The sequence below is a fragment of the Halomonas sediminis genome (assembly GCF_044871105.1).
Classification (GTDB): Bacteria; Pseudomonadota; Gammaproteobacteria; order Pseudomonadales; family Halomonadaceae; genus Vreelandella; species Vreelandella zhuhanensis.
In genome coordinates this window covers 1,550,480-1,573,073 of record NZ_CP085246.1, presented here as the reverse complement: position 1 = coordinate 1,573,073, position 22,594 = coordinate 1,550,480, and the positions used below count along the sequence as shown (strand labels likewise).

General features: G+C 61.3%; 22 protein-coding genes. 4 read left to right on the top strand and 18 right to left on the bottom strand.

Features of this window, described 5'->3' with window-relative positions:
- Positions 1 to 341 precede the first annotated feature (341 nt).
- The 3 genes from dsrO to LG290_RS07515 are packed head-to-tail and all read left to right on the top strand — an operon-like array spanning position 342 to position 5,404.
- On the top strand, positions 342 to 1,118 hold the full coding sequence (gene dsrO / locus LG290_RS07525; RefSeq protein WP_160418878.1) for a sulfate reduction electron transfer complex DsrMKJOP subunit DsrO: 777 nt from the start codon (positions 342 to 344) through the stop codon (positions 1,116 to 1,118).
- Positions 1,102 to 2,310: an NrfD/PsrC family molybdoenzyme membrane anchor subunit gene (gene nrfD / locus LG290_RS07520; protein ID WP_499836861.1), complete on the top strand. Its 1,209-nt coding sequence runs from the start codon at positions 1,102 to 1,104 to the stop codon at positions 2,308 to 2,310. Before dsrO ends, nrfD begins: the two co-directional genes overlap by 17 nt.
- Positions 2,303 to 5,404, top strand: a complete 3,102-nt coding sequence (locus LG290_RS07515) for a molybdopterin-dependent oxidoreductase (RefSeq protein WP_499836860.1) — start codon at positions 2,303 to 2,305, stop codon at positions 5,402 to 5,404. The genes nrfD and LG290_RS07515 overlap by 8 nt, the downstream gene beginning before the upstream one ends.
- A gap of 16 nt (positions 5,405 to 5,420) precedes the next feature.
- Here the strand turns inward: LG290_RS07515 and LG290_RS07510 are convergent, their stop codons facing one another.
- The 10 genes from LG290_RS07510 to LG290_RS07465 all read right to left on the bottom strand — a co-directional run bounded on the left by LG290_RS07510 (position 5,421) and on the right by LG290_RS07465 (position 17,404).
- Positions 5,421 to 5,762 carry a TraR/DksA family transcriptional regulator gene (locus LG290_RS07510; protein ID WP_160418875.1) on the bottom strand — a complete coding sequence of 114 codons (342 nt, stop codon included), beginning with the start codon at positions 5,760 to 5,762 and terminating at the stop codon, positions 5,421 to 5,423.
- A 467-nt stretch (positions 5,763 to 6,229) separates the two neighbouring features.
- Positions 6,230 to 7,135, bottom strand: a complete 906-nt coding sequence (locus tag LG290_RS07505; protein ID WP_499836859.1) for an EamA family transporter — start codon at positions 7,133 to 7,135, stop codon at positions 6,230 to 6,232.
- Positions 7,136 to 7,167: 32 nt separating this feature from the next.
- Positions 7,168 to 8,475: an O-antigen ligase family protein gene (locus LG290_RS07500; RefSeq protein ID WP_499836858.1), complete on the bottom strand. Its 1,308-nt coding sequence runs from the start codon at positions 8,473 to 8,475 to the stop codon at positions 7,168 to 7,170.
- A gap of 254 nt (positions 8,476 to 8,729) precedes the next feature.
- The gene (locus tag LG290_RS07495; protein WP_499836857.1) at positions 8,730 to 11,297 is read right to left on the bottom strand and encodes a sensor domain-containing phosphodiesterase; all 2,568 of its coding nucleotides are present in this window, start codon (positions 11,295 to 11,297) and stop codon (positions 8,730 to 8,732) included.
- A gap of 159 nt (positions 11,298 to 11,456) precedes the next feature.
- Complete coding sequence (locus tag LG290_RS07490) at positions 11,457 to 11,711, bottom strand: RES family NAD+ phosphorylase (RefSeq protein ID WP_499836856.1); 255 nt, start codon at positions 11,709 to 11,711, stop codon at positions 11,457 to 11,459.
- Positions 11,711 to 12,127, bottom strand: coding sequence for an Xre family toxin-antitoxin system antitoxin (locus LG290_RS07485; protein WP_160418871.1), 417 nt, complete (start codon positions 12,125 to 12,127; stop codon positions 11,711 to 11,713). Before LG290_RS07485 ends, LG290_RS07490 begins: the two co-directional genes overlap by 1 nt.
- Before the next feature lie 302 nt (positions 12,128 to 12,429).
- Positions 12,430 to 13,767: a phosphoglucosamine mutase gene (glmM, locus tag LG290_RS07480; protein WP_499836855.1), complete on the bottom strand. Its 1,338-nt coding sequence runs from the start codon at positions 13,765 to 13,767 to the stop codon at positions 12,430 to 12,432.
- Positions 13,768 to 14,086: 319 nt separating this feature from the next.
- Positions 14,087 to 15,613: a Fic family protein gene (locus tag LG290_RS07475; RefSeq protein WP_499836854.1), complete on the bottom strand. Its 1,527-nt coding sequence runs from the start codon at positions 15,611 to 15,613 to the stop codon at positions 14,087 to 14,089.
- A gap of 359 nt (positions 15,614 to 15,972) precedes the next feature.
- Positions 15,973 to 16,344 (bottom strand): PIN domain-containing protein, encoded by a 372-nt coding sequence (locus tag LG290_RS07470; protein WP_499836853.1) that lies wholly within the window; start codon positions 16,342 to 16,344, stop codon positions 15,973 to 15,975.
- A complete protein-coding gene (locus tag LG290_RS07465) occupies positions 16,325 to 17,404 on the bottom strand; it encodes a helix-turn-helix domain-containing protein (RefSeq protein WP_499836852.1) in 1,080 nt (359 codons plus the stop codon). Before LG290_RS07465 ends, LG290_RS07470 begins: the two co-directional genes overlap by 20 nt.
- 389 nt (positions 17,405 to 17,793) lie before the next feature.
- Here LG290_RS07465 and LG290_RS07460 point away from each other — a divergent pair, with 389 nt between their 5' ends.
- On the top strand, positions 17,794 to 18,096 hold the full coding sequence (locus LG290_RS07460; RefSeq protein WP_160418865.1) for a HigA family addiction module antitoxin: 303 nt from the start codon (positions 17,794 to 17,796) through the stop codon (positions 18,094 to 18,096).
- 55 nt (positions 18,097 to 18,151) lie between these two features.
- Here LG290_RS07460 and LG290_RS07455 read toward each other — a convergent pair whose 3' ends face one another.
- The 8 genes from LG290_RS07455 to LG290_RS07420 form a co-directional block, all read right to left on the bottom strand.
- Positions 18,152 to 19,360 (bottom strand): RNA-guided endonuclease InsQ/TnpB family protein, encoded by a 1,209-nt coding sequence (locus tag LG290_RS07455; RefSeq protein ID WP_499836851.1) that lies wholly within the window; start codon positions 19,358 to 19,360, stop codon positions 18,152 to 18,154.
- A 30-nt stretch (positions 19,361 to 19,390) separates the two neighbouring features.
- Entirely contained in the window at positions 19,391 to 19,765 is a 375-nt protein-coding gene (locus LG290_RS07450) for a hypothetical protein (RefSeq protein WP_499836850.1), read from the bottom strand.
- Positions 19,766 to 20,154: 389 nt separating this feature from the next.
- The gene (locus LG290_RS07445) at positions 20,155 to 20,523 is read right to left on the bottom strand and encodes a type II toxin-antitoxin system VapC family toxin (RefSeq protein WP_499836849.1); all 369 of its coding nucleotides are present in this window, start codon (positions 20,521 to 20,523) and stop codon (positions 20,155 to 20,157) included.
- The gene (locus LG290_RS07440; RefSeq protein ID WP_499836848.1) at positions 20,513 to 20,911 is read right to left on the bottom strand and encodes a hypothetical protein; all 399 of its coding nucleotides are present in this window, start codon (positions 20,909 to 20,911) and stop codon (positions 20,513 to 20,515) included. The genes LG290_RS07445 and LG290_RS07440 overlap by 11 nt, the downstream gene beginning before the upstream one ends.
- A gap of 27 nt (positions 20,912 to 20,938) precedes the next feature.
- A complete protein-coding gene (locus tag LG290_RS07435) occupies positions 20,939 to 21,259 on the bottom strand; it encodes a nucleotidyltransferase domain-containing protein (RefSeq protein WP_160418869.1) in 321 nt (106 codons plus the stop codon).
- A gap of 2 nt (positions 21,260 to 21,261) precedes the next feature.
- Entirely contained in the window at positions 21,262 to 21,702 is a 441-nt protein-coding gene (locus LG290_RS07430) for a nucleotidyltransferase substrate binding protein (protein WP_499836847.1), read from the bottom strand.
- A gap of 295 nt (positions 21,703 to 21,997) precedes the next feature.
- On the bottom strand, positions 21,998 to 22,294 hold the full coding sequence (locus LG290_RS07425; protein WP_499836846.1) for an addiction module antidote protein: 297 nt from the start codon (positions 22,292 to 22,294) through the stop codon (positions 21,998 to 22,000).
- The gene (locus LG290_RS07420) at positions 22,291 to 22,590 is read right to left on the bottom strand and encodes a type II toxin-antitoxin system RelE/ParE family toxin (RefSeq protein WP_160418866.1); all 300 of its coding nucleotides are present in this window, start codon (positions 22,588 to 22,590) and stop codon (positions 22,291 to 22,293) included. Before LG290_RS07420 ends, LG290_RS07425 begins: the two co-directional genes overlap by 4 nt.
- Positions 22,591 to 22,594: the final 4 nt, after the last annotated feature.

Here is a 22,594-nt window from a genome sequence, read left to right as displayed (position 1 = left end):
GTTCCATGATGCGAAAATCAATTCCCGGCATAGCTTGGCATATGCCGATGAAGTCAGGATGAGAGACACTAGCCGAGTCCTAAACAATCATTAGACCCGCGAGAGCGAAGACATGGCAGGTGCACAGAAAGCTGTTCTGCCTGGCAAAATATTTTTGAACACAGAATCGGATAAAATATTTTTAAATCAGATAGTTAATAGAAGATTAAGCCAACATTAAAAGCCTGCTAACGTTTAGTTGATGCAAGTCAAGCTACAGGGTCCTGAGCAGAGTAGCCTACCGGCATCGAATGCGCTCGCACCACTGCGGAGCACTCTCTTCATCGGCCACCGGAGGCCCCATGGATCCCATTCGCCGCTCCCTTCTCGGCCAGCTGGCTCGCTTGAGTGCGGGGGCTGCCCTGGTACCGCTATCGAGCGTTGCCAACGCGGGCATCAATCAGCAGCCGCCCCGCCGTGAAGGCGACCCTACCAAGCGCTACGGCATGCTTATCGATCTGCGCCAGTGCATCGGCTGCCAAGCCTGCACCGTATCATGCCATATCGAGAACGCCGCACCGCTGGGCAGTTTCCGCACCACCGTCGCCCAGTACGAGGTGGAGCACCAGGAGACCGGCGAGGTTGCCACCTTCATGCTGCCCCGCCTGTGCAATCACTGCGAAAACCCGCCCTGCGTGCCGGTGTGTCCGGTGGAGGCCACCTTCCAGCGCCAGGACGGCATCGTGGTGGTCGACAGCGACCGCTGCGTGGGCTGCGCCTATTGCGTCAACGCCTGTCCCTACGATGCCCGCTTCATCAATGAGCGCACCCAGACCGCCGACAAGTGCACCTTCTGCGCCCATCGTCTCGAAGCCGGCCTGCTGCCGGCCTGCGTGGAGAGCTGCGTGGGCGGCGCACGGATCATTGGCGACATGCGCGATCCCGAGAGCCAGATCAGCCGCATGATCGCTGAGCACGGCGACGCCCTGATGGTGCTGCAGCCCGAGAAGAACACAATGCCTCAGGTCTTCTACCTCGGCATGGACGAGCGCTTCGTCACCCGTCCCCAGGCCGAGCCGGTGGCCCTGGACGTCCTCGATCCCCACGGCAAGGAGATGGGCTATGAATTCCACCATTGAGCTGCTCGCCCCGCGCTATGATATCGCCTGGTACCCTTGGGCGGTGCAGTACTTCTTCGTGATTGCGCTGTCCTACGCCACCCTGTGGCTGGCCGCACCGGCGCTGGTATTCGGCAAGCAGAAGTGGCTGCCCACCGCGCGCCTGGCGCTGCTGGCCTGCCTGACCACCACCCTGGTGGCCCCGGTGGCGCTGCTCGCCGACCTGCACCAGCCGCTGCGCTTCTGGCACTTCTACGCCTATGCCAACACTCACTCCTGGATGTCCGTCGGCAGCCTGATCCTGCCGCTCTATGTGGTGGGCGTGATCGTGCTGGCCTGGCTGGCCTGGCGCCCGGCGCTGCAGGCCAATCGCCAGGCGCCCGGCATCGCAGGGTTCATTGCCCGCTGGCTGTCGCTGGGTGACGCTCCCACTCCGCGCGCTCTGGTGGTGCTGGTGGGCCTGGGAACCCTCGCCCTCTCTACCGGCATCATGCTCTATACCGGTGCCGAGGTGGCCATCGTCAAGGCCCGCCCGCTGTGGAATACCGTCTGGCTGCCGCCGATGTTCGTGGCCACCGGCTTTATCGCCGCCGCCGGGCTGATTCTGGTGCTCAACCGGGTGGCCGGTGAGCGCAGCACCATGGTCAGCAGGCAGATGCTCAAGGTGATGCTGGGCGCCTGCCTGGTGGCGGGCCTGGTCGCCGGCAGCTGGTTCCTCGACGGTATCAACGCCGACGTCGGCTCGGTGGCCGCAGCCATGGAATCGGTGCGCGGCAGCGCCGAGTGGCGCAGCACCGCCCTCTGGGGCGGCCTGACCGGCCTGGCCCTGTTCGGCGCCGTGCTCTACCTGCTCAGTCGTCCTGCGCCGCGCCGCCCGGCACTCTATGCCTGGACCTGGGTGCTCGGTCTGGTGGCCCTGCACGTGGGCTGGATGTTCCGCTGGGTGGTGCTGATGGACGTGCAGACCGTGGCCCGCCACAGCGCCGGCTTCCACCATTACGGCATCCCCGCCGGCTCCTCCGGCATCCTGGGCATCGTCGGCACCTTCGGCCTGTGGCTCGCCGCCATCCTGCTGATCGACCTCTTCGTGCCGTGGCGCCAGGCCCGCCAGGGCGGCAGTGCTGCCGATCTGTCACCTGTAACCCCCGCCCCTGCACACCCCGCCGCCCAGAGCGCTGCGGAAAATTCTGAAGGAACTCCCAGCCATGGCTAAGTCTTCTGTAGACAAATCACGTCGCCGCTTCATGAAAGGTGCTGTCGCCGCTGGCGGCGCCGCCACCTTCGTCGCCGGCTACGCCGACCCGCTGCTCAAGATGGGCAAGGGCGTCACCGGCAGCGCGGGCGAGAAGCCGAAGGACCGCATTCACGGCAACTCCCTGGCGCCGGAATACAGCGTCGACCCCCAGAGTGGCGAGCTGACCCTCAACCCCGACCAGCGTGTGGCCTTCACCGTCTGCTACGGCTGCACCACCAAGTGCGGCGTACGGGTGCGCGTGGACAACGCCACCGATCAGGTGCTGCGCGTCTCCGGCAATCCCTACAACCCGCTCTCCGCCGACGAGCACCTGCCGATGCGCACCCCGGTGGTGGATGCGCTGCGCGGGCTGAGCGCCTATGGCGACCAGGGTCAGCAGAACCGTTCCACCGCCTGCGCCCGCGGCAACGCCATGATGGCGCAGATCGATAGCCCCTTCCGTGTGACCCATTGCCTCAAGCGGGTGGGGGGTCGCGGCGGCCGCGAGTGGCAGAAGGTCTCCTTTGAGCAGCTGATCGAGGAGGTCTGCGAGGGCGGCGATCTGTTCGGCGAAGGTAACGTGGATGGGCTACGCGCCATCCATGACCACGACACCCTGATCGACCCGGAGAACCCCGAGTACGGCCCCAAGGCCAACCAGCTGATGGTAATGGAGGCCACCGACTACGGCCGCTCCGCGCTGCTCAAGCGCTTCACCTTCAACGCCTTTGCCACCCGTAACTACGGCCACCACGGCTCCTACTGCGGGCTGGCCTATCGCATGGGCTCTGGCGCGGTGATGGATGACCTGGCCAAGAACGCCCATACCAAACCGGACATCCAGAACGCCCGCTTCATCCTCTATGTAGGTACCGCCCCCAGCCAGGCCGGCAACCCCTTCAAGCGCCAGGGCCGCCTGATCGCCCAGGCGCGCGCCGCCGGCAGCCTGGATTACGTGGTGATCGACCCGGCACTCAACGCCTCAGTCTCCCACGCCGCCGATCACAACCGCTGGGTGGCGATCCGCCCGGGCAGCGACAGCGCCCTGGCCATGGGCATGATCCAGTGGCTGCTCGACAACGCGGGCTACGCCAAGGACTTCCTCGAGCTTCCCGGCCAGCCCGCCGCCGAGGCCGCCGGTGAGGCGACCCACACCAACGCCACCCATTTGGTGATCGATACCGAGGGCCACCCGCGCCGCGGCCGCTTCCTGCGCGCCAGCGACCTGGGCCAGGCCGAGGCCGGAAGCGAGGCCGACCTGCCCATGGTGGTGGCCGACGGCGAGCTGGTGCAAGGCACCCAGGTGATGGCCGCCGAGCTGTTCGTCGACCGCGAGGTGGCGCTGGCCGACGGCAACAGCGTGCGCGTCAAGAGCAGCATGACCCTGCTGCGCGAGGCCGCCAACGAGCACGGCTTGGCCGAGTACGCCGAGCACTGTGGCATCCCCGAGGCCACCATCGTCGACCTGGCGCGGCGCTTCGCCAGCCACGGTCGCCGCGCGGTGACCAACTCCCACGGCGGCATGATGTCGGGCAACGGCTTCTACGCCGCCTTCGGCATGCAGATGCTCAACGTGCTGGCCGGCAACCACAACCGCAAGGGCGGCAGCGCCGTGGGTGGCGGCCAGTTCAACGGCGTCGGCGAAGGTCCCCGCTACGACCTGGCCAACTTCCCCGGCAAGCGCGGCCCCCAGGGCCTGTTTCTCTCCCGCTCGCGTTTCCCCTACGAGAAGTCCTCCGAGTACCAGCGCAAGGTGGCCGCCGGCGAGAATCCTTACCCGGCCCGGGCTCCCTGGCGCTCGCTGGCGCCGCCCATTCTCACCGAGCACCTGTCCTCGGCGCTGGACGGCTACCCCTACTCGATCAAGGCAGTGATCGGCTGCATGGCCAACCCCATCTACGGCCAGGCGGGCCTTGAAGCGCTGATCGCCGAGAAGCTCAAGGATCCCAAGCGCCTGGGGCTGTTCGTGGCCATCGACGGTTTCCTCAACGAGACCAACCGCTACGCCGACTATATCGTCCCGGACTCGGTGATGTACGAAGTGTGGGGCTTTACCGGTGCCTGGAAGGGCAATCTGGGCAAGATGACCACCGCTTGCTGGCCGGTGGTGGAACCGCGCCAGCAGCAGACCGCGGAAGGCGAGCCGGTCTCCATGGAGAGCTTCTTCATCGCCACCGCCAAGCGCCTGGGCCTGCCCGGTTTCGGCGACGAGGCCATCCCCGATGCCGAGGGCAAGCTGCACCCGCTCAACCGTGCCGAGGACTTCTTCCTGCGCGCCGCCGCCAACGTGGCCATGCAGGGCGAGCCACTGCCCGCCGCCGACGCGAGCGATATCCAGCATGCCGGCCTGGCACCGCTGATGCCGCGCCTGGCGCGCACCCTGAAACCCGAAGAGCAGGGTCCGGTGGCCTACCTCTACGCCCGCGGTGGGCGCTTCGAGGACTTCAAGGACCACTTCAAGGGCCAGAACCTCACCAGCGCCTGGAAGCGCACCCTGTGCGTCTACAACGAGCAGGTGGGCACCAGCATCAACACCCAGAGTGGCCAGCCCAACCGCGGCGTGCCCTGCCACGGCCGGCCGCCGCTGGCCGACGGGCGCGCCATGCGCGAGGTATTCACCGAGGAAGAGTGGCCGCTGCTGGCGTTCTCGTTCAAGTCGAACCTGATGAACTCCTACGCCATCGGTCTCGAGCGACTGCGCATGATCAAGCCCTACAACCCGGTGATGATGCACCGCCAGGACGCCGAACGCTTCGGCATCTCCCATGGCGACACCATCCGCATCGAGAGTCCCGGCGGCAGCGTGGTGGCCCTGGCGCTGGTCGGCGAGGGGGTGATGCCGGGGGCGCTGGGCATCGAGCACGGCTACGGCCACCGTGACCTGGGGGCCACCCCCCACGTGATCGACGGCGAGTCCCAGCCCGACCTCGAATGGCTGCGCGCAGGCATCAACATCAACGACCTGGGCTTCAAGGACCCGACCCGCAACGTGGACGGCACCTGGCTGGAGCCGATCAGCGGCGCCGCCGTGCGTCAGGGCTTGCCGATCCGCGTGACCCCTATCGACGTCTAACGTCGGTCGGACGACCTCAGGCTGCGCACTCGATGCACTTGAGCAAGGTAGGATCGCTTTCCAAGCGGCGGGTGCCGATCCACTCGCCGCATTCGATACATTCACCCAACTCTGCATTGTCGATGCGTAAAAGGGCATTGTCGATGCGCCTGATCTGCAACTGACGCCGATCTTCCTCGGCCTCGGCCATGGCCTGGGCCTGGAGGGCATCCATGCGCGAAAGGCGCCCCACCGCGGTTTGATCCAGCATCACAGTCCCCCGAGACGCCAGGCTCTCGAGACTCTCAGCGAGCAGCGCCCGGCGCTGGTTCTCCAGGCGCTTACGGATGAGCGGCATATCGAGCTGCGGATGATTCATTGCCTTGCTCCGAGATAATGGACGTTGGTTCATAGCATAGACCATTGCCCTTCGGGGCCGCACCGCTAGCGACGGTCAGCGCTGCAATCGTTAACCATGCGCTCGTGATCCAGAACGGCCAGGCGCCTACGGCGCCAATCGCCGGCTGAAGCCAGCTCCTACGGGGGGTGGCTGTGGATTGGTAGGAGCCTGATTTATCGGGCGAGCTTTTGATGGTTGCCCTTTGCAGCAACCCCTCGCGCGATAAATCGCCCTCCCACCCGGTCAAGATCCCCAGGGGGTTGGTAATGAGGTAGGAGCCCGACTTGTCGGGCGAGCCCTTGGTTATTTGCCCTTTGCAGGTAACCCCTCGCGCGATGAATCGCCCTCCCACCCGTCAACCCCACCCGGCTGATACAGGGTAGGAAATGGGATGGACCCGTTCCCCCATTTCCTACGGGGTTGCCCTTCCTACCAATACCACTACATTAGCGACCTTTTGAAAGCCCCATCATCACGATGCCGCTAAGCACCACGGCGCCGCCGACAAGCTGGCTGGGGCTGAGCATTTGCCCCAGCACGACGTAGCCAAGCAGCAGCGATGCCACCGGCTCAACGTTCATCACCGGCGCGTTGCGCGCCATGTCCAGACGCGGCACGAAAATAAACAGTGTCGAAAAGGCGGTGGCGTAAAGTAGCGCCAAGAACGTCAGCCCCAGCCAGCCGGTGCTGCTTGCCGGCAGTGCCAGCCCGCCGGGCATAACGCCCAGCATGCCGGCAATGATGATGGCGATAAACACCGTCTGCATGGTCAGGTAGCTGCGCACGGTGCTGCTGAGCGCACTTAAGCGGTGCTCGGTGATCCACAACGCATTGGCAAAGCAGAACGCCGCCGCCAGCCCCAGACCGATACCTTGCGTCCAGGCGGGGCCGAGGCTCTCCGCCTCTTTCAACCAGGTGGGAATATCCAGCACCACCAGAAGCCCGATCAGGATGGTGCCCATGAACAAGCACTGACGCAGCGTCGGACGCCGCCCGCCCAGCGCCCAGCTGATCAGCGCCAGCTGAATGGGAAAGGTGTTGACCAGCAGCAGCGCGATCACCACCGGCAGGCGCGCTACCGCCGAGTAGAGAAAAACACTCTGCAGCGTGATGAGCAAGCCCACCGCCAGCTGCCATGGCCATGTCCCCGCCGGCAGTCGCAGGCGCTTTTTTTGCCCGATCACCAGGGTCGCCAAGATCACGCAGGCCACCCCGGAGCGCATCAACACGGCCAGCAGCAGCCCGGCACCGTCGTCAAAGGCCAGCCGTGCCGAGACGTGGTTGGCAGCAAACAACGTGGCTACCGTCATCAGCAGTAAAATCGCCAAATGGCGAGGCAGTGCTACAGGCATGGGGTTTTTATCTCGCGTCTCTAGACAGGGATTTATCCGGTGCAGCGCTTCGATAACCAAGTCGCTGATCCCCTGCGCAAGGCGGCGTCAGGCGCAGAGACTTGAGCTTGCCTGAACACCGTCCAGCAGATGACCAGCAAGCCCAGATAACCACTCAGACCACGCGCATCGCGCAGCATGGACTGGGTGAGGCCGAAATCGATGAACGCCACCGGCACCATCATGCCGGCGGCGGCAAGCAAGCGTATTTCCGCGCCAGCGCCGGGCGCTCGCAGGTGTTTCCAGAACAGCCCGATCGGCACGCCATACAGCAGCAACAGGCTTAGCAGCCCCAGGCTTCCGCGCCGCGCCGCGGTATCGATCAGGTCGCTGTGCAGCTGATCATGCTGGCTGATGCCCGGGTGCAATCGTCCCTCAGCCACTAGCTTGTCTCTCGCCACCTCAAGCGCGCCCTCTCCCCAGCCGAGCCAAGGCCGCTCGACAAACAAGCTGCCGCCGGCCCGCCACATTTCCAGGCGCAACCCCACCGAGGTGCCACGTACATCCTGGGTCCAGTAAGCCTCTACATTGCTCACCGCCAGCGCCACGCGATCGCGCACCCCGCTTTGCGGCACCACCACCACCGCGATCAGCAGCACTAGCATCCCCGCCGCCAGCCGATGCAGGCACGCCAACGACAGCACCTCGCGGGCCGCCCGGTAGATCACCCACAACAATAGCGGTGCCGCAATCCAGCCCCCGCGGGTACCGGACAACAGCGAGCCCAGCATGCCGGCCAGCCCCGCGACCAGGGTAAGCGCCAGCAGGCTTTTATGCTGGATCTTGGCGCCCCGCATGCACCAGAGGGCGCCGATAAAAGACAGCCCACCCAGCAACAGCGAAAGGTTGCCAAAGGGGATCGCATTCATGCCGTTGGCGGCCCGGGCATGCCCGATGATCAAGCGTTCATACAGTGCAATGCTGCCCGCGCCCAGGGCGCCGAGACTCACCGCGGCCCATAACACCCCAGGCGTCAGGGGCCGTAAGCGCAGCCCTGCCAGAAAGGCCGCCGCCAGCAGCGGCCAGAGCGGCAGCATCACCCCCTGGTTGCCCTGGCCCACCGGCCAGTGCCCGCTACGCCCTACATCGGCGAGCCATACGCCACCAAAAACAAGCAATGCCAGGCACAGCCAGGCATCGTCCCGGTCCAGGCACTGCAGGCGCCGGATGCTTCTCGGCCGCATGCCCAGCCAGAGCAATAACGAGCCGCCCGCCAGCAACGGGATCACGGCATAGCCCCATGGCACCCCGATCAACAGGGCGCCGAACAGCAACACCCAAATATTGTTCAAGCATGTCATTTGAGGCTGCGGTGCTGCAACACTGCCGCCGACATTGCCAATGCGCCATAAGGCGTCAGCCAGAACGGGAAGGTATTCATACGAACCTATTAATGAAACGAGATTGGGTTAGTGACCGTTGATGGCCAAACAGCAAAAAAAAGGCTGGGCGGCATTCTACCATCCCAGCCTTAGTTTTCATTATCAGAAAGGACAAACCCCAGGGCTCGCCCGACAAGTCAGGCTCCTACCCGATTGGCTGACGCTGGGGGTTGTTATGGGTGGGGCAGGAAGTCGGGCAGGCTCAGCAGGTCTTTTAACGGCATGGGCTTGGCGAAAAGAAAGCCCTGAAGCAGATCGCATTCACGACGCACCAGATCCTCCTGCTGCTCGCGCCCTTCAATGCCCTCGGCGACCACCACCAGCTCCATATGGTGCGCCATGGTGATAATCCCCTGCACAATGGCGGCATTGCAGCGGTTGGTGAGGATATCCTTGATGAAAGCCCGGTCCAGCTTGACCTTATGAATGGGCAGGTCACGCAGATAGCTCAGGCTTGAGAAGCCGGTGCCGAAGTCGTCGAGAGCCACCTGGATGCCGATGGTCTTGAGCTGTTTGATCAATTCGATGGCCTGGTCGGCCCCGTCCAGCAGCACACTCTCGGTTATCTCAAATTCCAGCAGTGCTGGCGGCAGGCCGGTGTCGGTCAGCACCTGCTGGACGTCCTCCAGAAAGCCGTCACGCCGAAACTGCAATGATGAGATGTTGACGGCCACCGGCATCCCCCGCTCGCCCGCCGCGTAGAGGGCCGCGGCGTCCTGGCAGGCGCGGCGTAGCACCCAGCGCCCTATGGGGATGATCTGACCGGTTTGTTCCGCGAGCGGAATGAACGTTATCGGCGAAACCAAGCCCTTCTCGGGATGCCGCCAGCGGATCAGCGCCTCCAGGCCACGAATGCGACCGCTCACCGCCTCCACAATGGGCTGGTAAAACAGCTCGAACTGGTCATGGCTCAGCGCGGCATGCAGCTCCTGGCGCAGCAATACCGATTCCCGGGTGACTCGCTGGACGTCACCCTGATACCAGTGCCAGGTGTTGCGACCCTGCTGCTTGGCCTCGGCCATCGCCAGGTCGGCGCGCTGCATCAGCTCATGGGGCTGTTCCAGCGTGGCGTCGTTGCAGGCAATGCCAATGCTGGCACTGATGTGCAAGGGCTTGTCCGCGACCCATACGGGCATGGTCAGCGCTTCCAGCACCCGCTCGGCAAGGGCCTTGCCGGCCTGGATGCTCTCCAGGTTGGGAAGCAGCAGTGCAAACTCGTCGCCGGTCAGACGCGCCACCGTATGCCCCGGCGCTATCAGCTGTTGCAGGCGCTCGGCCACCGCGACCAGCAGCAAGTTGCCGACATGATGCCCCAGCCCATCATTGACCGCCTTGAAACCGTCCAGATCGAGGTGCATGACCACCAGCAGGCCCTGTTCCTGCTGGACGCGGGCGAAGGCTTCACAGAGGTGCTTATCCAGCTCGGTGCGGTTAGCCAGGCCGGTCAGGAGGTCATGGGTCGCCTGATAGGCCAGCTGGGCCTTCTGTTCGCGATGCTGGGTGATGTCTTGCTGGGTACCGATGTAATGGGTGCAGAAGCCCTGGTCGTCGAGCACCGGACTCAGCGACAGGCGGTTCCAGAAGGTCGAGCCATTCTTGCGGTAGTTGAGCAGCGTGGTATCCACGCGATCGCACCTGGCGATGGCCTGCTGGATGGTGGCGACGGACGCTGCATCGGTGTCCGGCCCCTGCAGCAAACGGCAGTTGCGGCCCAGGACTTCCTCCGGCGGGTAACCGGACAGGGTACAGAAGGCCTCATTGACATAGACCAGCGGCATGTCGGGCTTGCTGGCATCGGCCATGACAATCCCGTTAGGCGTCGCCTGGATACCTCGCTCCAGCAGGCGCCGTGACGCCTCGGCCTGCTTGCGCCGCGTGATATCGCGGCAGATGCCGTAGACCCCGACAACCTCGCCATCAATGGACACGGGAAAGTTCAGGACTTCCAGATAATAGGCGTGGCCATCGCGGTGCTTACCCATGGTTTCGTATTGGCGCGAACCGCCTTGTCGGGCGATATCAAAACTGGCCTGGGTGAACTCACGGTAGCCGGGGTCAAGGAAGTCGTTGAAATGCCGGCCAATCAGCGCCTCTTCCGGATAGCCCGAGATGCGCGACAAGGCGGCATTACTGCGCTGGAAGCAACCTTCCAGGTCAAACTCATAGACGCCGTCCGGATGGTTCACGAACAGCGAGCGGTGCCATTCGGACAAGGTGCGATGACAGAGGGTATCGCGATCACGCACGATGGCCAGCGCCACCAGCGCGGCGGCCTGGCGCAAACGACGCTGACTCGCTTCATCAGGCAAGGCGGGCTGGCGATAATAGGTGCCGAAGGTTCCCAGCAAATCACCGCTGGCGGTCATCACCGGGCTCGACCAGCAGGCGCGTAGGCCTTCGTGCTCGGCGGCCTCGCGAAACGCTGACCAGCGAGGGTCGCTGCGAATGTCCTCGGTCACCACCAGTTGGCGCTGGTAGGCCGCGCAGCCAAAGGAGGCCGAACCAGGGCCGATCGGCACGTCTTGCAGCAGGTTCTGATAGCGCTCGGAGAAGCGCTGGCCGGGATAGAGGCTCAAGGACTGATGAGCGGGATTGAAGCGCATGAAAGCCACGATGGCACCGGGAAAAAGGATACCGATCCAATGAGCAATCGCCTCCAGGCTTTTTTCCAGAGGCGCCTGCTGAGCGATCAGCTCGTGGATAGTCTGCTGAGTTTCCATCTGAGTAAAATCATCGCTCACGCACATAGCTCCATGTAGCAATGCCCCTGAAAATATTAGGAGGCTTAGAATATTCCGGGATAGTGGATGAAGTGCTTAAGTTAGGCAAACTAACGGGGGGTAAACAAAGGAAAAGCCTTGAGATCCGCTGGGGATTTGATTATCGGGTGGGAGGACGAGTTATCGCGCCGACCTGAACAAACGGGGATCGACCGGGAACTCGAAGTGAGTCAGCTCGACGTGGCCAGCGTCAGGGTGAAGAGGATTGAACAGAAAGTTGGAGTTGTGCGGCACAATCGCCGTCGGCACCCGCATAAGCAGTGTGTCGGCCTTTCTCAGCCAGTCATCTCCAAACAGCCGGGTAACAGCCAAATGATTGTTCCATTTACCAGAAAGATCCTTGAACTCTGAAATTCGCCACAATACCCGCCCCATCAGGCAGCGAAGCCGTGACGCAGTTGCTCTAAAAGCTCCTCGGCAGCCGCGTAGCCGGGCGTGGTGGCGATGGCTTGCAGGGCACTGAGGTTGCCCAGCGCCCGCCGTGGCTTCTTCAACCACTTGGCGGCCTTCTCCTGGGACCCGAAGATCTCCTCTGCGAGCAGGATGATCTTGCTGGCGCGATACAGTCGGTCACCCTCTTCAGGAGAGAGGGCCTCACCTTTTGCACGACGATGACTAAGCGTGCGGGGCTTGATGATTCCTAGCCGGGCGACATCTACGCCGTGCTGCGCAAGACGCTCCAGCGCAGCCAACGGAACACCCTGCCGGATCAGCTCGTCAGTGCGGACCCCACGACGACCGCCCATCAGCAGGGCAACCTCTTCCTCTAGCTCAATATCGAGTGCTTCCATCACAAACCATCCTCATCCAGCAACATGCCTTAAACCATAAGGCATGTTGCCGATCAACACCAACTCTGTCACTACCCCACCCGTAGGCGCTGGCGTCAGCCGGCGATTGGCGCCGCAGGCGCCTGGGGCAATAACCCAAGGGCTCGCCCGGTAAACCGGCCTCCCACCCTGTATCACCCTGGTGGGGTTGATTGGTGGGAGGGCGATTTATCGCGCGAGGGGTTGGCGGCAAAGGGCAATAACCCAAGGACTCGCCCGACAAGTCGGCCTCCCACCGGCTTGGCTGGCTATAGGGGGGCGCCCTACCCCAGCGCGCCGGCAATTTCCTGGGCGCAGCCGTTGGCCTGGTCGGCGTCTTCGGCTTCGACCATCACACGGATCAACGGCTCGGTGCCGGATTTGCGCAGCAATACCCGGCCGGTGGTGCCCAGGCGCGCCTCCACCGCCTGCATGGCGGCCTTGACCCCTGGCGTGCCGAGCGGGTCAACGCCTTCCTGGGCTTGGTAGCGCACATTCACCAGGGTCTGCGGCAGCTTGCGCATGCCCTGCTTGGCCAGGTGCAAGGTAGTCCCCTGGGCGAGCAGCGCCGCCAGCACGCGGATGGAGGCAATGATCGCATCGCCGGTGGCGGCGTGGTCCAGGCTCAGCAGGTGGCCGGAGCCCTCGCCGCCCAGCCGCCAGCCGGTGGCTGTGAGCTGCTCCATCACATAACGATCGCCGACCTTGGCGCGCTTGAACGCAATGCCCCGCTCCGCCAGCGCCTGCTCAAGCCCCAGGTTACTCATCTGGGTGCCCACCACGCCGCCGGTGTAGCCTGCCGCCTGTGCCTCGCGGGCAAGCAAGAACAGCAGCTCATCGCCATCCACTATCGCGCCGGTATGGTCGACCATCATCAAGCGATCCGCGTCGCCGTCCAGGGCAATGCCTAAATCCGCCCGTTTTTCGATCACCGCGGCACGCAAGCTGGTGAGATCCGTGGCCCCGCACTCATGGTTGATGTTCACCCCATTGGGCGCATCGTGCAGGCTGATCACCTCGGCGCCGAGCTCGCGATACACCGCCGGGCCGACCTTATAGCCCGCGCCGTTGGCGCTATCCACCACGATTTTCAGGCCGTTGAGGCTCTGTCGGCTGGGAAAATGCGACTTGCAGTACTCGATATAGCGCCCGGCGGCATCCTCGATGCGCCGCGCCTTGCCGAGTTTTTCCGAGCTCACGCAGGTCATGCCCTCGTCCAGCGCATGCTGCAGCCAGCGCTCGATCTCCTGCTCCTGAGCATCGGTCAATTTATGCCCCGACTGGGCAAACAGCTTGATGCCGTTATCATAAAAGGGGTTGTGCGAGGCACTGATCACCAGGCCGGCATTGGCACGAAAGGTGGTGGCCAGATAGGCAATGGCCGGGGTGGGCAAGGGCCCCACCAGGGCAACGTTGACGCCGGCGGCGGAAAAGCCCGCCTCCAGGGCGGACTCCAGCATATAGCCACTGGCGCGGGTGTCCTTGCCGATCAACACTTCGCTGACGCCCTGTGCGCCGAGCACCTGGCCCGCCGCCCAGCCCAAGCGCATGGCAAAATCCGGGGTCATGGGAAATTCCCCGACCCGCCCGCGCACCCCATCGGTACCGAAATATTTACGCATAATGATCACGCCTTTGAATTAAAAAGAGGATAGATGAGAGGACGATTTATCGCGCGACATGCCGGCCCTGTATCAGCCGGTGAGGTTGCCGGGTGAGAGGGCGATTTATCGCGCGAGGGGTTGGCTGCAAAGGGCAACCATCAAGGGCTCGCCCGATAAATCAGGCTCCTACCAAACCCACTGCCACCACCGCGTAGGAGCTGGCTTCAGCCGGCGATTGGCGCCGCAGGTGCCTGGGGAAACATCCATCGCCCGACAAGTCGGCCTCCCACTTTGTATCAGCCGGGTGGTGTACACCTGCCCTACTTCCTTCAGGATTCTATGTATCGAAGATGGAGCGCACCGCCTCGGCTACCTCCTCGGCCACCGCCTTGTCCCGCAGTACCGGGAACTCCTTGCACAGCTTGTTGGAGACACGTCCGCCACTCTCGCGTACTGAGCGAATGATCCGATCTATATCGCTGTCTGGCCCTTCAACCACTCTTTTCACTCGTATCCGCGCATTGCGGTGATCGCGCAAGTAACTGGCTTCCTTGGGCATCTCCTGCTCGACAGTCATACGCACCACATCAGCAAGGTACTCCACATGATCCGTCAAATCCGGGTACCGCCAAGCTGGTAGCGCATCCGAATAGGCAGTGAAATCCAAGTTATAGCGAACCCCATCCTCAGCGACTTGTTCGGTCCCAAAACGCCAGTCGCCCGCGTATCTTTGCATTAACGGGCGCGAAAACAGCTCCAATATTTGATCATATCCGCGCCGGTTAATGACCGAGCTCGTGACAGTCGCGGAGACAGGCAGAATAAAGGGTTCCGGTACCGACCGATCGCGACGTAGTACGTCATTGATCAGAAATCGCGAGATGCGCCCATTGCCATCCACCATGGGGTGGATATAGACAAATCCGAACGATAGCACGGCTGCCCTGATCAGCGACGGAGCCCCCTGGGTCCGTATGGTGAATGCCCGCAGCCCATCCAACAGGGATGGCACATCGTCCCAGTGCGGGGCGATATAATGCACCACCTCATTGAATCCTTCGACCTCACCGACAAACACGGGGGAGCGGCGAATGCCATAGCGCGTCGCTCTCGGGCCTAGGATCTGCTTTTGTAAGGCCTCCAATTCTTCGTTGGATAAGGGCTGTTCACTACGGCCACATGCTTTTTCTAGCACCGCGGCAAATCGCTGAACGCGATCCGCATGTTGCTGCTCGTGCTCAATGGCAAAACTGGCTCGACTCTCCTTGACCGTCAGCCAGACGGCGCTTCGCATCAATAGATCGTCACCGAACTCCGCTTCGATGCGCGCCAGATGTTCAGCACAGTCATACTGTTCAGCCTGCCTGACGCGCTCGGTACGTAGCACAATGGGGCAGTACTCCCGAGTACCCGGCATATTGTTGCGCACCCGCCAGCGGGGATTGTTGATGGGCGCAGGCGATGTCAGATACTGGGTGTCATCCAGGGCCGGAACGTAGTTTCCCGCGCTAACGCCGGGGAAATCCAGCGCCTCATCCGAAAGGTACTCATAGAGGAATCCCGCTCGCCTGGCATAGCGACCGGAAGGCTCCGAGGACACCCAGTTGTTCATTTCTTGTTTGGGGATAACCGTGAACAGGCGTGCCAGGAACTCGAGATGGACCCTCTCATGCTTTAGCGCGAAGGTTAAGTGTCCCTGCAGGCTGTCCGCAGGACGCATCAAGGGGGCGTAAAACTCATGTACGTAGCCATGCTCATGCACCGTGGAGCGTGAACCCGCAATGGCGCTGTCGGTACGGAAAGCCTGCACCGGCTCAATACCATATTGTGCCGCCAGCCACCTGTACCCTATCCAATCCGCCATCGTTGCCCTTGTTGGTGAATTTTGATTAAACCGAAAAAAAAATGATTAGAAAACGGTGCTAGCTTAAAAAAATGTTTAATTTTTAGCTTAGCGTAGGCGCGTGTCGAAAGCATCTCCAGGCTCCTACCAAACCCACTGCCACAACCCCGTAGGCGCTGGCGTCAGCCGGGTGGGGTTGACTGGTAGGAGGGCGATTTATCGCGCGAGGGGTTGGCTGCAAAGGGCAACCATCAAGGGTTCGCCCGATAAATCAGGCTCCTACCAAACCCACTGCCACCCGTAGGAGCTGGCTTCAGCCGGCGATTGGCGCCGCAGGCGCCTGGGGTAAACACCAAGAACTCGCCCGACAAGTCAGGCTCCTACCACCCCACTGCCACCACCGCGTAGGAGCTGGCTTCAGCCTCCTCTTTGGCAGCCAGCATGCGAAGGTTGCCATCACCGGTCAAAAGCGGGCAAGACTCCTGCTTGGCCAATGCCAAAGCGAGCCGGTCGTTGAAGCCCGGCTCATCGCCGTATTGCTCACCAAGCCTTTCTGCGTAATTCACATATTCGCCGCTGACCACCAATGTCTTGAGGCCCATATTTATCAGGTCTGGGCTGCCTTCCTCTATTTCCTCTTCGTAGAGGATATCCGGCATCGCGAACTGATACGGGAGTTTGAAAAGCGTAGCCAGTATCTCGCCAGCCTCCAGGTCGATAATGATATTGGCATCACTGATTAACAGCAGCATCCAGCGGCTCCATCCAGCGTTCACGATAGAACTGCATCCGCGGGATGCCGAGTAACTCAGCGGCTTTGGCCTCCGAGATTAGCTGCTCTGCCAAGGCGCGATACACCAGCTGTTCAAATAACTGCGGAGACTCCGTCACCAGTGGGTCACCAGGCTCGTTTCGGTTCCATCCCCGGGAGGAAAACAGCTTCATCAGCGACTGGTAAACAGCGTATTGGATAACACCGCACTGCAAGGCACGAATCACCCACCCCCGCATGGAAAGGCCGTATTCGTGCTTCAAGCGATAAAGCTCACGCGGCTCTAGACGATTGCGCTGCTCACCGAGTTCCTGGATAACCGCCTCTTGAGGCGCCAGAAACGCGCCGGCAAAGCGGTCACAGGCCTGCTCTTCGCTAACAGCGTCCACGACGCGCCCGACAAACAGCGCATGGGCCAGCTCATGGGCAAGCGTAAAGCGCTGACGATCGCCAGGCCAGTAGGATGACACCGCAATGACCGGATACTGCTGACCGTCTGCCGCCACTGCCGTGGCCGTCATGCCAGAAAACGCCTTATGCTCCACGTCGACCGTAAGAATCAGTAACCCGAGTGTTTCGAGGGTATCGGTCAGATCACCAATCGGGTTCAGGCCCAGCTCCCATGCATGGCGCACGCCATCTGCGACCGCCTCGATCGCCTCTTTCTCGACAATCTGCTCGGGCACACAGCCAGGCACCGAGAATCGTGCGATAGGCGAATCGGGAAAGGCATTCAGCAGCGCGATGCGCTTCTCGACCATTTCCGCCACACGGATCTGGACAGCTTCTGCCCGCTTCACGCCAAAGGCATGGTTCTTGCGAAACTCGACGTTGGTCAGCTGTACCGTCTGCTTGCGGAAGAAATACTCTGTGCGTACCCCGCACGCCTTGGCGATCTTGAGCAGTTTCGAAGAGTCGGGGGTCACCGTCCCCTTCTCGTACTTCTGAACCGCTGCCTTGGAAACACCAAGCTGCTGGCCCAACGCCTCAAGCGTCAGACCAGTGGCGAGGCGCGCCTGATGAATGCGTTGACCCAGCATGATGGCACCCTATGGTTTACTTTTAAGGTAATCATACACAAAAAGTAAACTTGATTGTCGATAAGCATACGGCGATTGGCATTGATCTGGCAAAGCGTGCTTTTCAGGTGTGTAGCATGGGCACCCGCCACCGGCCTGGCTGACTAGGGGGTTGATTATCGGGTGGGAGGGCGATTCATCGCGCGAGGGGTTTCTTGCGTAGGAGCTGGCTTCAGCCGGCGATTGGCGCCGCAGGCGCCTGGGGTAAACATCAAGGGCTCGCCCGACAAGTCGGCCTCCTGCCAAGTCAAATAAGTGCCTCACTTTTGAGTTTGAGGACGGTAACGTTTACCAAGTTGATTTCGAACAATACCATTGACGAGCAATACCACTGAGAGGGTGGAATCACTATGTCTATTACCGCAAAGCAAAACCCCAACCGCTGCCCGCCGCACCCCGGCGAGGTGATCGAAGACATGCTAGAGGATATGAATTACAGCAAGAAAGCCATTGCGCAAATGTTAGGCATCTCACGCCAGCATTTGCACGCTATCCTGGCCACGCGCAAGCCAGTATCGCCAGAAATGGCTGCACGCCTCGGCAAGTTATTCGGTAACGGCCCCGGCCTATGGCTGCGCCTCCAGGCGGCCTACGACGCCTGGCACGCTGAGCGTGAAATAGACTTGACATCCTCCTCTCCCTCAGCTTCTTAGGAAGCTGCCGCCTGGGGCGGAAAGGAAGAGGATTCCTACGGCGCTCAGGCTCAGCCTACGGCTTTCCTGAGTCGCTTCGGTGGGTTCCTGCTGCTGGCGGCCTTACTGCACCGCTCACTTCACAGGCTAACCGGGCATGCCCTGCCCTTAGCACATTGATCGCGCCGACAAGATCGGCATTGGCCTTAAAGCCACACTCGACACAGGCGAAGCGAGCTTGGCTGCCCCGGTTCTCCGCGGCCACATGCCCGCACTCGGTACACGTGCGGCTGGTGTTGCGCGGCGGCACCACCACCAGATGCGCCCCGCGCCAAGCCAGTTTGTAGTCGAGCTGGCGCCGGAACTCGAACCAGCCCTGGTCGAGAATGGCGCGATTGAGCCCCGACTTGGCGCGGATGTTGCGCCCCGGCTGCTCAACACTGCCCTTTGCCGACCGTGACATGTTGCCTACCTGCAAGTCTTCGAGCACCACAAGCGCGTGGTTTTGGCTGATCGTGGCGGAAGCCTTGTGCAAGTAATCGCGGCGGGCGTTGGCAATGCGAGCCTGTATTCGTTGGATGCGGGCCTTGGCTTTCTTCCCGTTATTGCTGAATTTTGTCTTGCGGCTCAGGGCGCGCTGCGCCTTGTGCAGGGCCACCTGGTGCGTCTTGAAGCTGTTGAGCGGAGCGAGATAGCTTCCATCCGAGAGCGTGGCGAATCTCGCCACGCCCATGTCGATGCCGACCGCGCCGCCCGAGGGCGCCGGTACTTCCACCTCGCGTTCGGTCTGGATCGATATGAACCAGCGTCCGCCCGACTGGCTGACGGTGACGTTCTTCACCGCGCCCAGCACCTCGCGGCTCTGGCGGAAGCGCAGCCAGCCCAGCTTGGGCAGAAATAGCCTGCCATTACCCTGGTCGAGCCGGATCTGCTTTGGGTCGGGGTAGCGGAAGCTGTCGCGTTGGCCTTTCTTCTTGAAGCGTGGGAAGTCGGCCCGCTTGGCAAAGAAGTTGGTGTAGGCGCGCTCAAGGTCTTTCAGCGACTGCTGGAGCGGATGGGTCGGGCCGTCCTTGAGCCAGGGTGTCTCGGCACTGTTGCGCCAGTCGGTGAGCTTTTTGCACAAGGCGGCGTAGCCCAGTTTCTTTTCTCCCGCCTCGTAACGTTCTTTCTGCAACGCCAGTCCTCGGTTGAACACGAACCGCGCCATGCCGGCGAACTGGCGCATTTTGCGCACCTGTTCGCCGTTGGGCATCAGCTCGTATTTGAAGGCTTGGAGGCGTTGCATGAGCACCTTGAACTGTTATTCCACCCAGTATTATAGGGCGCCTTCGGCGCCCGCGCTATCCTTCCCCGCACTAAAAGTACGGGGCATGCCGCGCATTTTGGTCATACGGCGTACCACCGCGTAGGAAATGTCATCCTCGGCCTTCGCCGCTGCATTGACCTCCATGCCAAGTTCCTTCATCAAATCCTCCAGGCGCTGAACATCCGCTTGCACTTCTCTCAGCGAATCCTTGTGCGCCACCGGCACCAAGGCCAACAGGTTGACGCTATAGCGCTGACCCGGGGCTAGCTCACCAGGCGGATTCAACTCAATGAACAATCCCGAAACATGGCCAGAGAGCTTTTTCCGGACTTTCTCCCACTTCTTGCGCATCTGGGCTAGGAGGTCATTGAAATCATTCGGCAAGGCACCCGCCACCGGCTTGGCTGACTATGGGAGGTTGATTATCGGGTGGGAGGGCGATTCATCGCGCGAGGGGTTTCTTGCGTAGGAGCTGGCTTCAGCCGGCGATTGGCGCCGCAGGCGCCTGGGGTAAACACCAAGGGCTCGCCCGACAAGTCAGGCTCCTACCAAACCCTCTGCCACAACCCCGTAGGAGCTGGCTTCAGCCGGCGATGGCGCCGCAGGCGCCTGGGGTAAACACCAAGGACTCGCCCGGTAAACCGGCCTCCCACCCTGTATCAGCCGGGTGGGGTTGATTGGTGGAAGGGCGATTTATCGCGCGAGGGGTTTCTTGCAGATGGTTTTTGGAAAGGCTTAAAGTAAGTAGATAGACACGGGCAAGGCGTCTTTTTTCACCGATTTACCAACGCGTCGAGTGAAACAACATCCCCAGCATGTTGGGAAACCATCTTGGCATCATCCATTACCAATGTTGCAGAAGTAACAATCGCAGAAGCAGAAATGATGCTATCCGGCAGTTTCATCCGAGTGCCGCGTCGCACCCGGATAACTTCATCTTTGATATCATCGCCCAGTTCTATTCTCGTCATACTTCTCAGTATGGACCGGATAGACGCCTCTTCTTCAGAAGGCAACCCGGGAAAGGACAAGAGCTCAAGCTCCGTGATGACCGAATAAGAGTAGCTCGCCAAAGGCAACCTAACCCCATGCCGGATCGCGTTGATGAAGACATTGGTGTCCAGCAGGTAGCTACCACTCATCCCTCAGGCTCCTTTGATACTCTACCCCCTCCCGGTGAGCTAAAGAAGGCGCCTTAACCCGAGAAAAATCGATTTCCACCTGCTCCTCGGTAACTTCATTCTCTTCAAATGAGTCATACAAAACGACAATTCTGGCATGTCCGTTTTTCAGCAGTTTGTATTCATCTGGAATCTTGACCACGCCATCTCGGATATCGGCTTCAAACTCTATCGCATACATCGCACACCTCCAGCTGGCGACGGTAAAAATTGTCAGATCAGGATAGCACGCTTCTGACACTTCCCGCCCGATGGGCGAGGGTTCTTGGGTTGCTTGCGTAGGAGCTGGCTTCAGCCGGCGATTGGCGCCGCAGGCGCCTGGGGTAAACATCCAAGGTTCGCCCGACAAGTCGGGCTCCTGCCGGCGGCAGCCCTATTATTTCGTACCTGATGCGGAGGAATACAGCACCTGCCCTACACGCTCGATATGGGCTTTCAACTCGGCATTGTCGATGTGCTCGTGCAACGAGAGGTCGATCTGGTAGGGCAATAGCAGGTCGTCGAGGTCAATTTCCAGCTGATTGAACGTCAGCCAGTCCAGATGCCCCATGATGGTGAGATCGATATCGGAGCCGGGTCGATAGTTCCCCTTGGCACGCGAGCCATAAACAACCACCTGCTGAATCTGGGGATAGCGTTCAAACACCCCGCACAGCTTCTCGATATCGTCTTGTGACAAACCAAACCGTGCCGCCATGATCAAGGCTCCCCGAGCTGCTGGGCCTGCTCACTGTTCAATTCAGCGAACGTCTCCCTGAGCTCGCGAAACAGGGCGGCATAACGCTGACTAAGATGCGCCAGAATTTCGTTGGCGGTGGCTTCGTTGTAGGTGTGCACAGTGCGATTTCTATCTTGCAGCATCGCCATCCAGGCATGGCCATCACTGATCAGCTCACGCTTGAACGCCTCACGAATCGCGTCCCTTGACCCAGCGATGGTGGCCGCCCCCTGCCAAATGAGATAATCGCGCAGCAGGTTCCAGGCAAGCTCGTAGGTGAATTTGAATGCCTGAATGAGGCCTTGCTTTTCCAGGTCACTGAGCGAGCGCTGTTCCATCAACGCCAATGCACTAGCAAGCTGCGCGTGTGCATTTTTGAAGTTGGCAAACCGTTGTTGCCAGCGGATATCTTGCTCACTCATGATCTTTCTCCTCAAGCAGGCCAACATAGCAAACCCCACCATCGCCATCACGAGCGAAAGGCTCCCATTTACCGCTTGCACGGTGGCTTTGACTAGCGGCGCGTCTAGCGGGTCAATACCTCCCTGCGCCTGGATGGCACCCGCCACCGGCTTGGCTGACTATGGGAGGTTGATTATCGGGTGGGAGGGCGATTCATCGCGCGAGGGGTTGCTTGCGTAGGAGCTGGCTTCAGCCGGCGATTGGCGCCGCAGGCGCCTGGGGCAACACCACCCTCACCTGGGTAGTAATCCAAACTTAAGCAGCGGGTTCGTGAGGACGAGCCGTCAAGTCGACACCAAGCGCCCGCGTCACGGCGAGCATGGTTTTCAATGTGGGGTTCCCCTGCTCGCTGAATGAGCGGTAAAGTTGCTCACGAGAAAGGCCCGTCTCACGGGCAAGCTCCGTCATGCCCTTGGCGCGTGCAACGACGCCCATCGCCTTGGCCACGTAGGCTGAATCACCGGTTTCCAGTGCATCGGCGAGAAACACGGCAATTGCTTCTTCACTTTCAAGGGCCGCTGCCGGGTCGTAATCATAGATCTTATCGCTCATAACGCCTCCCATTCTGCCGCAAGACGCTGTGCTGTTTCGATGTCACTTTGCTGCGTACTTTTGTCGCCACCGCACAGAAGAATGACGATTTCGCTTCCACGCTGCTTAAAATATACCCGATACCCTGGGCCGTGATGGATACGAAGCTCGCTGACTCCCTGTCCAACAGGCTTGACGTCCCCGGATAGGCCGTTAGCCAGACGGAAAACACGCGCGGCAATCAGTGCCTTGGCGCGCTGATCACGGAGTTTGCGCTCCCATTTTCGGTAGGTATCTGTCTGTTTGATATCAAGCATGACT

Coding starts and splice junctions, on each gene's coding strand:
- dsrO (WP_160418878.1), top strand. CDS start 342: ATGGATCCCATTCGCCGCTCCCTTCTCGGCCAGCTGGCTCGCTTGAGT.
- nrfD (WP_499836861.1), top strand. CDS start 1,102: ATGAATTCCACCATTGAGCTGCTCGCCCCGCGCTATGATATCGCCTGG.
- LG290_RS07515 (WP_499836860.1), top strand. CDS start 2,303: ATGGCTAAGTCTTCTGTAGACAAATCACGTCGCCGCTTCATGAAAGGT.
- LG290_RS07510 (WP_160418875.1), bottom strand. CDS start 5,762: ATGAATCATCCGCAGCTCGATATGCCGCTCATCCGTAAGCGCCTGGAG.
- LG290_RS07505 (WP_499836859.1), bottom strand. CDS start 7,135: ATGCCTGTAGCACTGCCTCGCCATTTGGCGATTTTACTGCTGATGACG.
- LG290_RS07500 (WP_499836858.1), bottom strand. CDS start 8,475: ATGACATGCTTGAACAATATTTGGGTGTTGCTGTTCGGCGCCCTGTTG.
- LG290_RS07490 (WP_499836856.1), bottom strand. CDS start 11,711: ATGGGGCGGGTATTGTGGCGAATTTCAGAGTTCAAGGATCTTTCTGGT.
- LG290_RS07485 (WP_160418871.1), bottom strand. CDS start 12,127: ATGGAAGCACTCGATATTGAGCTAGAGGAAGAGGTTGCCCTGCTGATG.
- glmM (WP_499836855.1), bottom strand. CDS start 13,767: ATGCGTAAATATTTCGGTACCGATGGGGTGCGCGGGCGGGTCGGGGAA.
- LG290_RS07475 (WP_499836854.1), bottom strand. CDS start 15,613: ATGGCGGATTGGATAGGGTACAGGTGGCTGGCGGCACAATATGGTATT.
- LG290_RS07470 (WP_499836853.1), bottom strand. CDS start 16,344: ATGCTGCTGTTAATCAGTGATGCCAATATCATTATCGACCTGGAGGCT.
- LG290_RS07465 (WP_499836852.1), bottom strand. CDS start 17,404: ATGCTGGGTCAACGCATTCATCAGGCGCGCCTCGCCACTGGTCTGACG.
- LG290_RS07460 (WP_160418865.1), top strand. CDS start 17,794: ATGTCTATTACCGCAAAGCAAAACCCCAACCGCTGCCCGCCGCACCCC.
- LG290_RS07455 (WP_499836851.1), bottom strand. CDS start 19,360: ATGCAACGCCTCCAAGCCTTCAAATACGAGCTGATGCCCAACGGCGAA.
- LG290_RS07445 (WP_499836849.1), bottom strand. CDS start 20,523: ATGAGTGGTAGCTACCTGCTGGACACCAATGTCTTCATCAACGCGATC.
- LG290_RS07435 (WP_160418869.1), bottom strand. CDS start 21,259: ATGGCGGCACGGTTTGGTTTGTCACAAGACGATATCGAGAAGCTGTGC.
- LG290_RS07430 (WP_499836847.1), bottom strand. CDS start 21,702: ATGAGTGAGCAAGATATCCGCTGGCAACAACGGTTTGCCAACTTCAAA.
- LG290_RS07425 (WP_499836846.1), bottom strand. CDS start 22,294: ATGAGCGATAAGATCTATGATTACGACCCGGCAGCGGCCCTTGAAAGT.
- LG290_RS07420 (WP_160418866.1), bottom strand. CDS start 22,590: ATGCTTGATATCAAACAGACAGATACCTACCGAAAATGGGAGCGCAAA.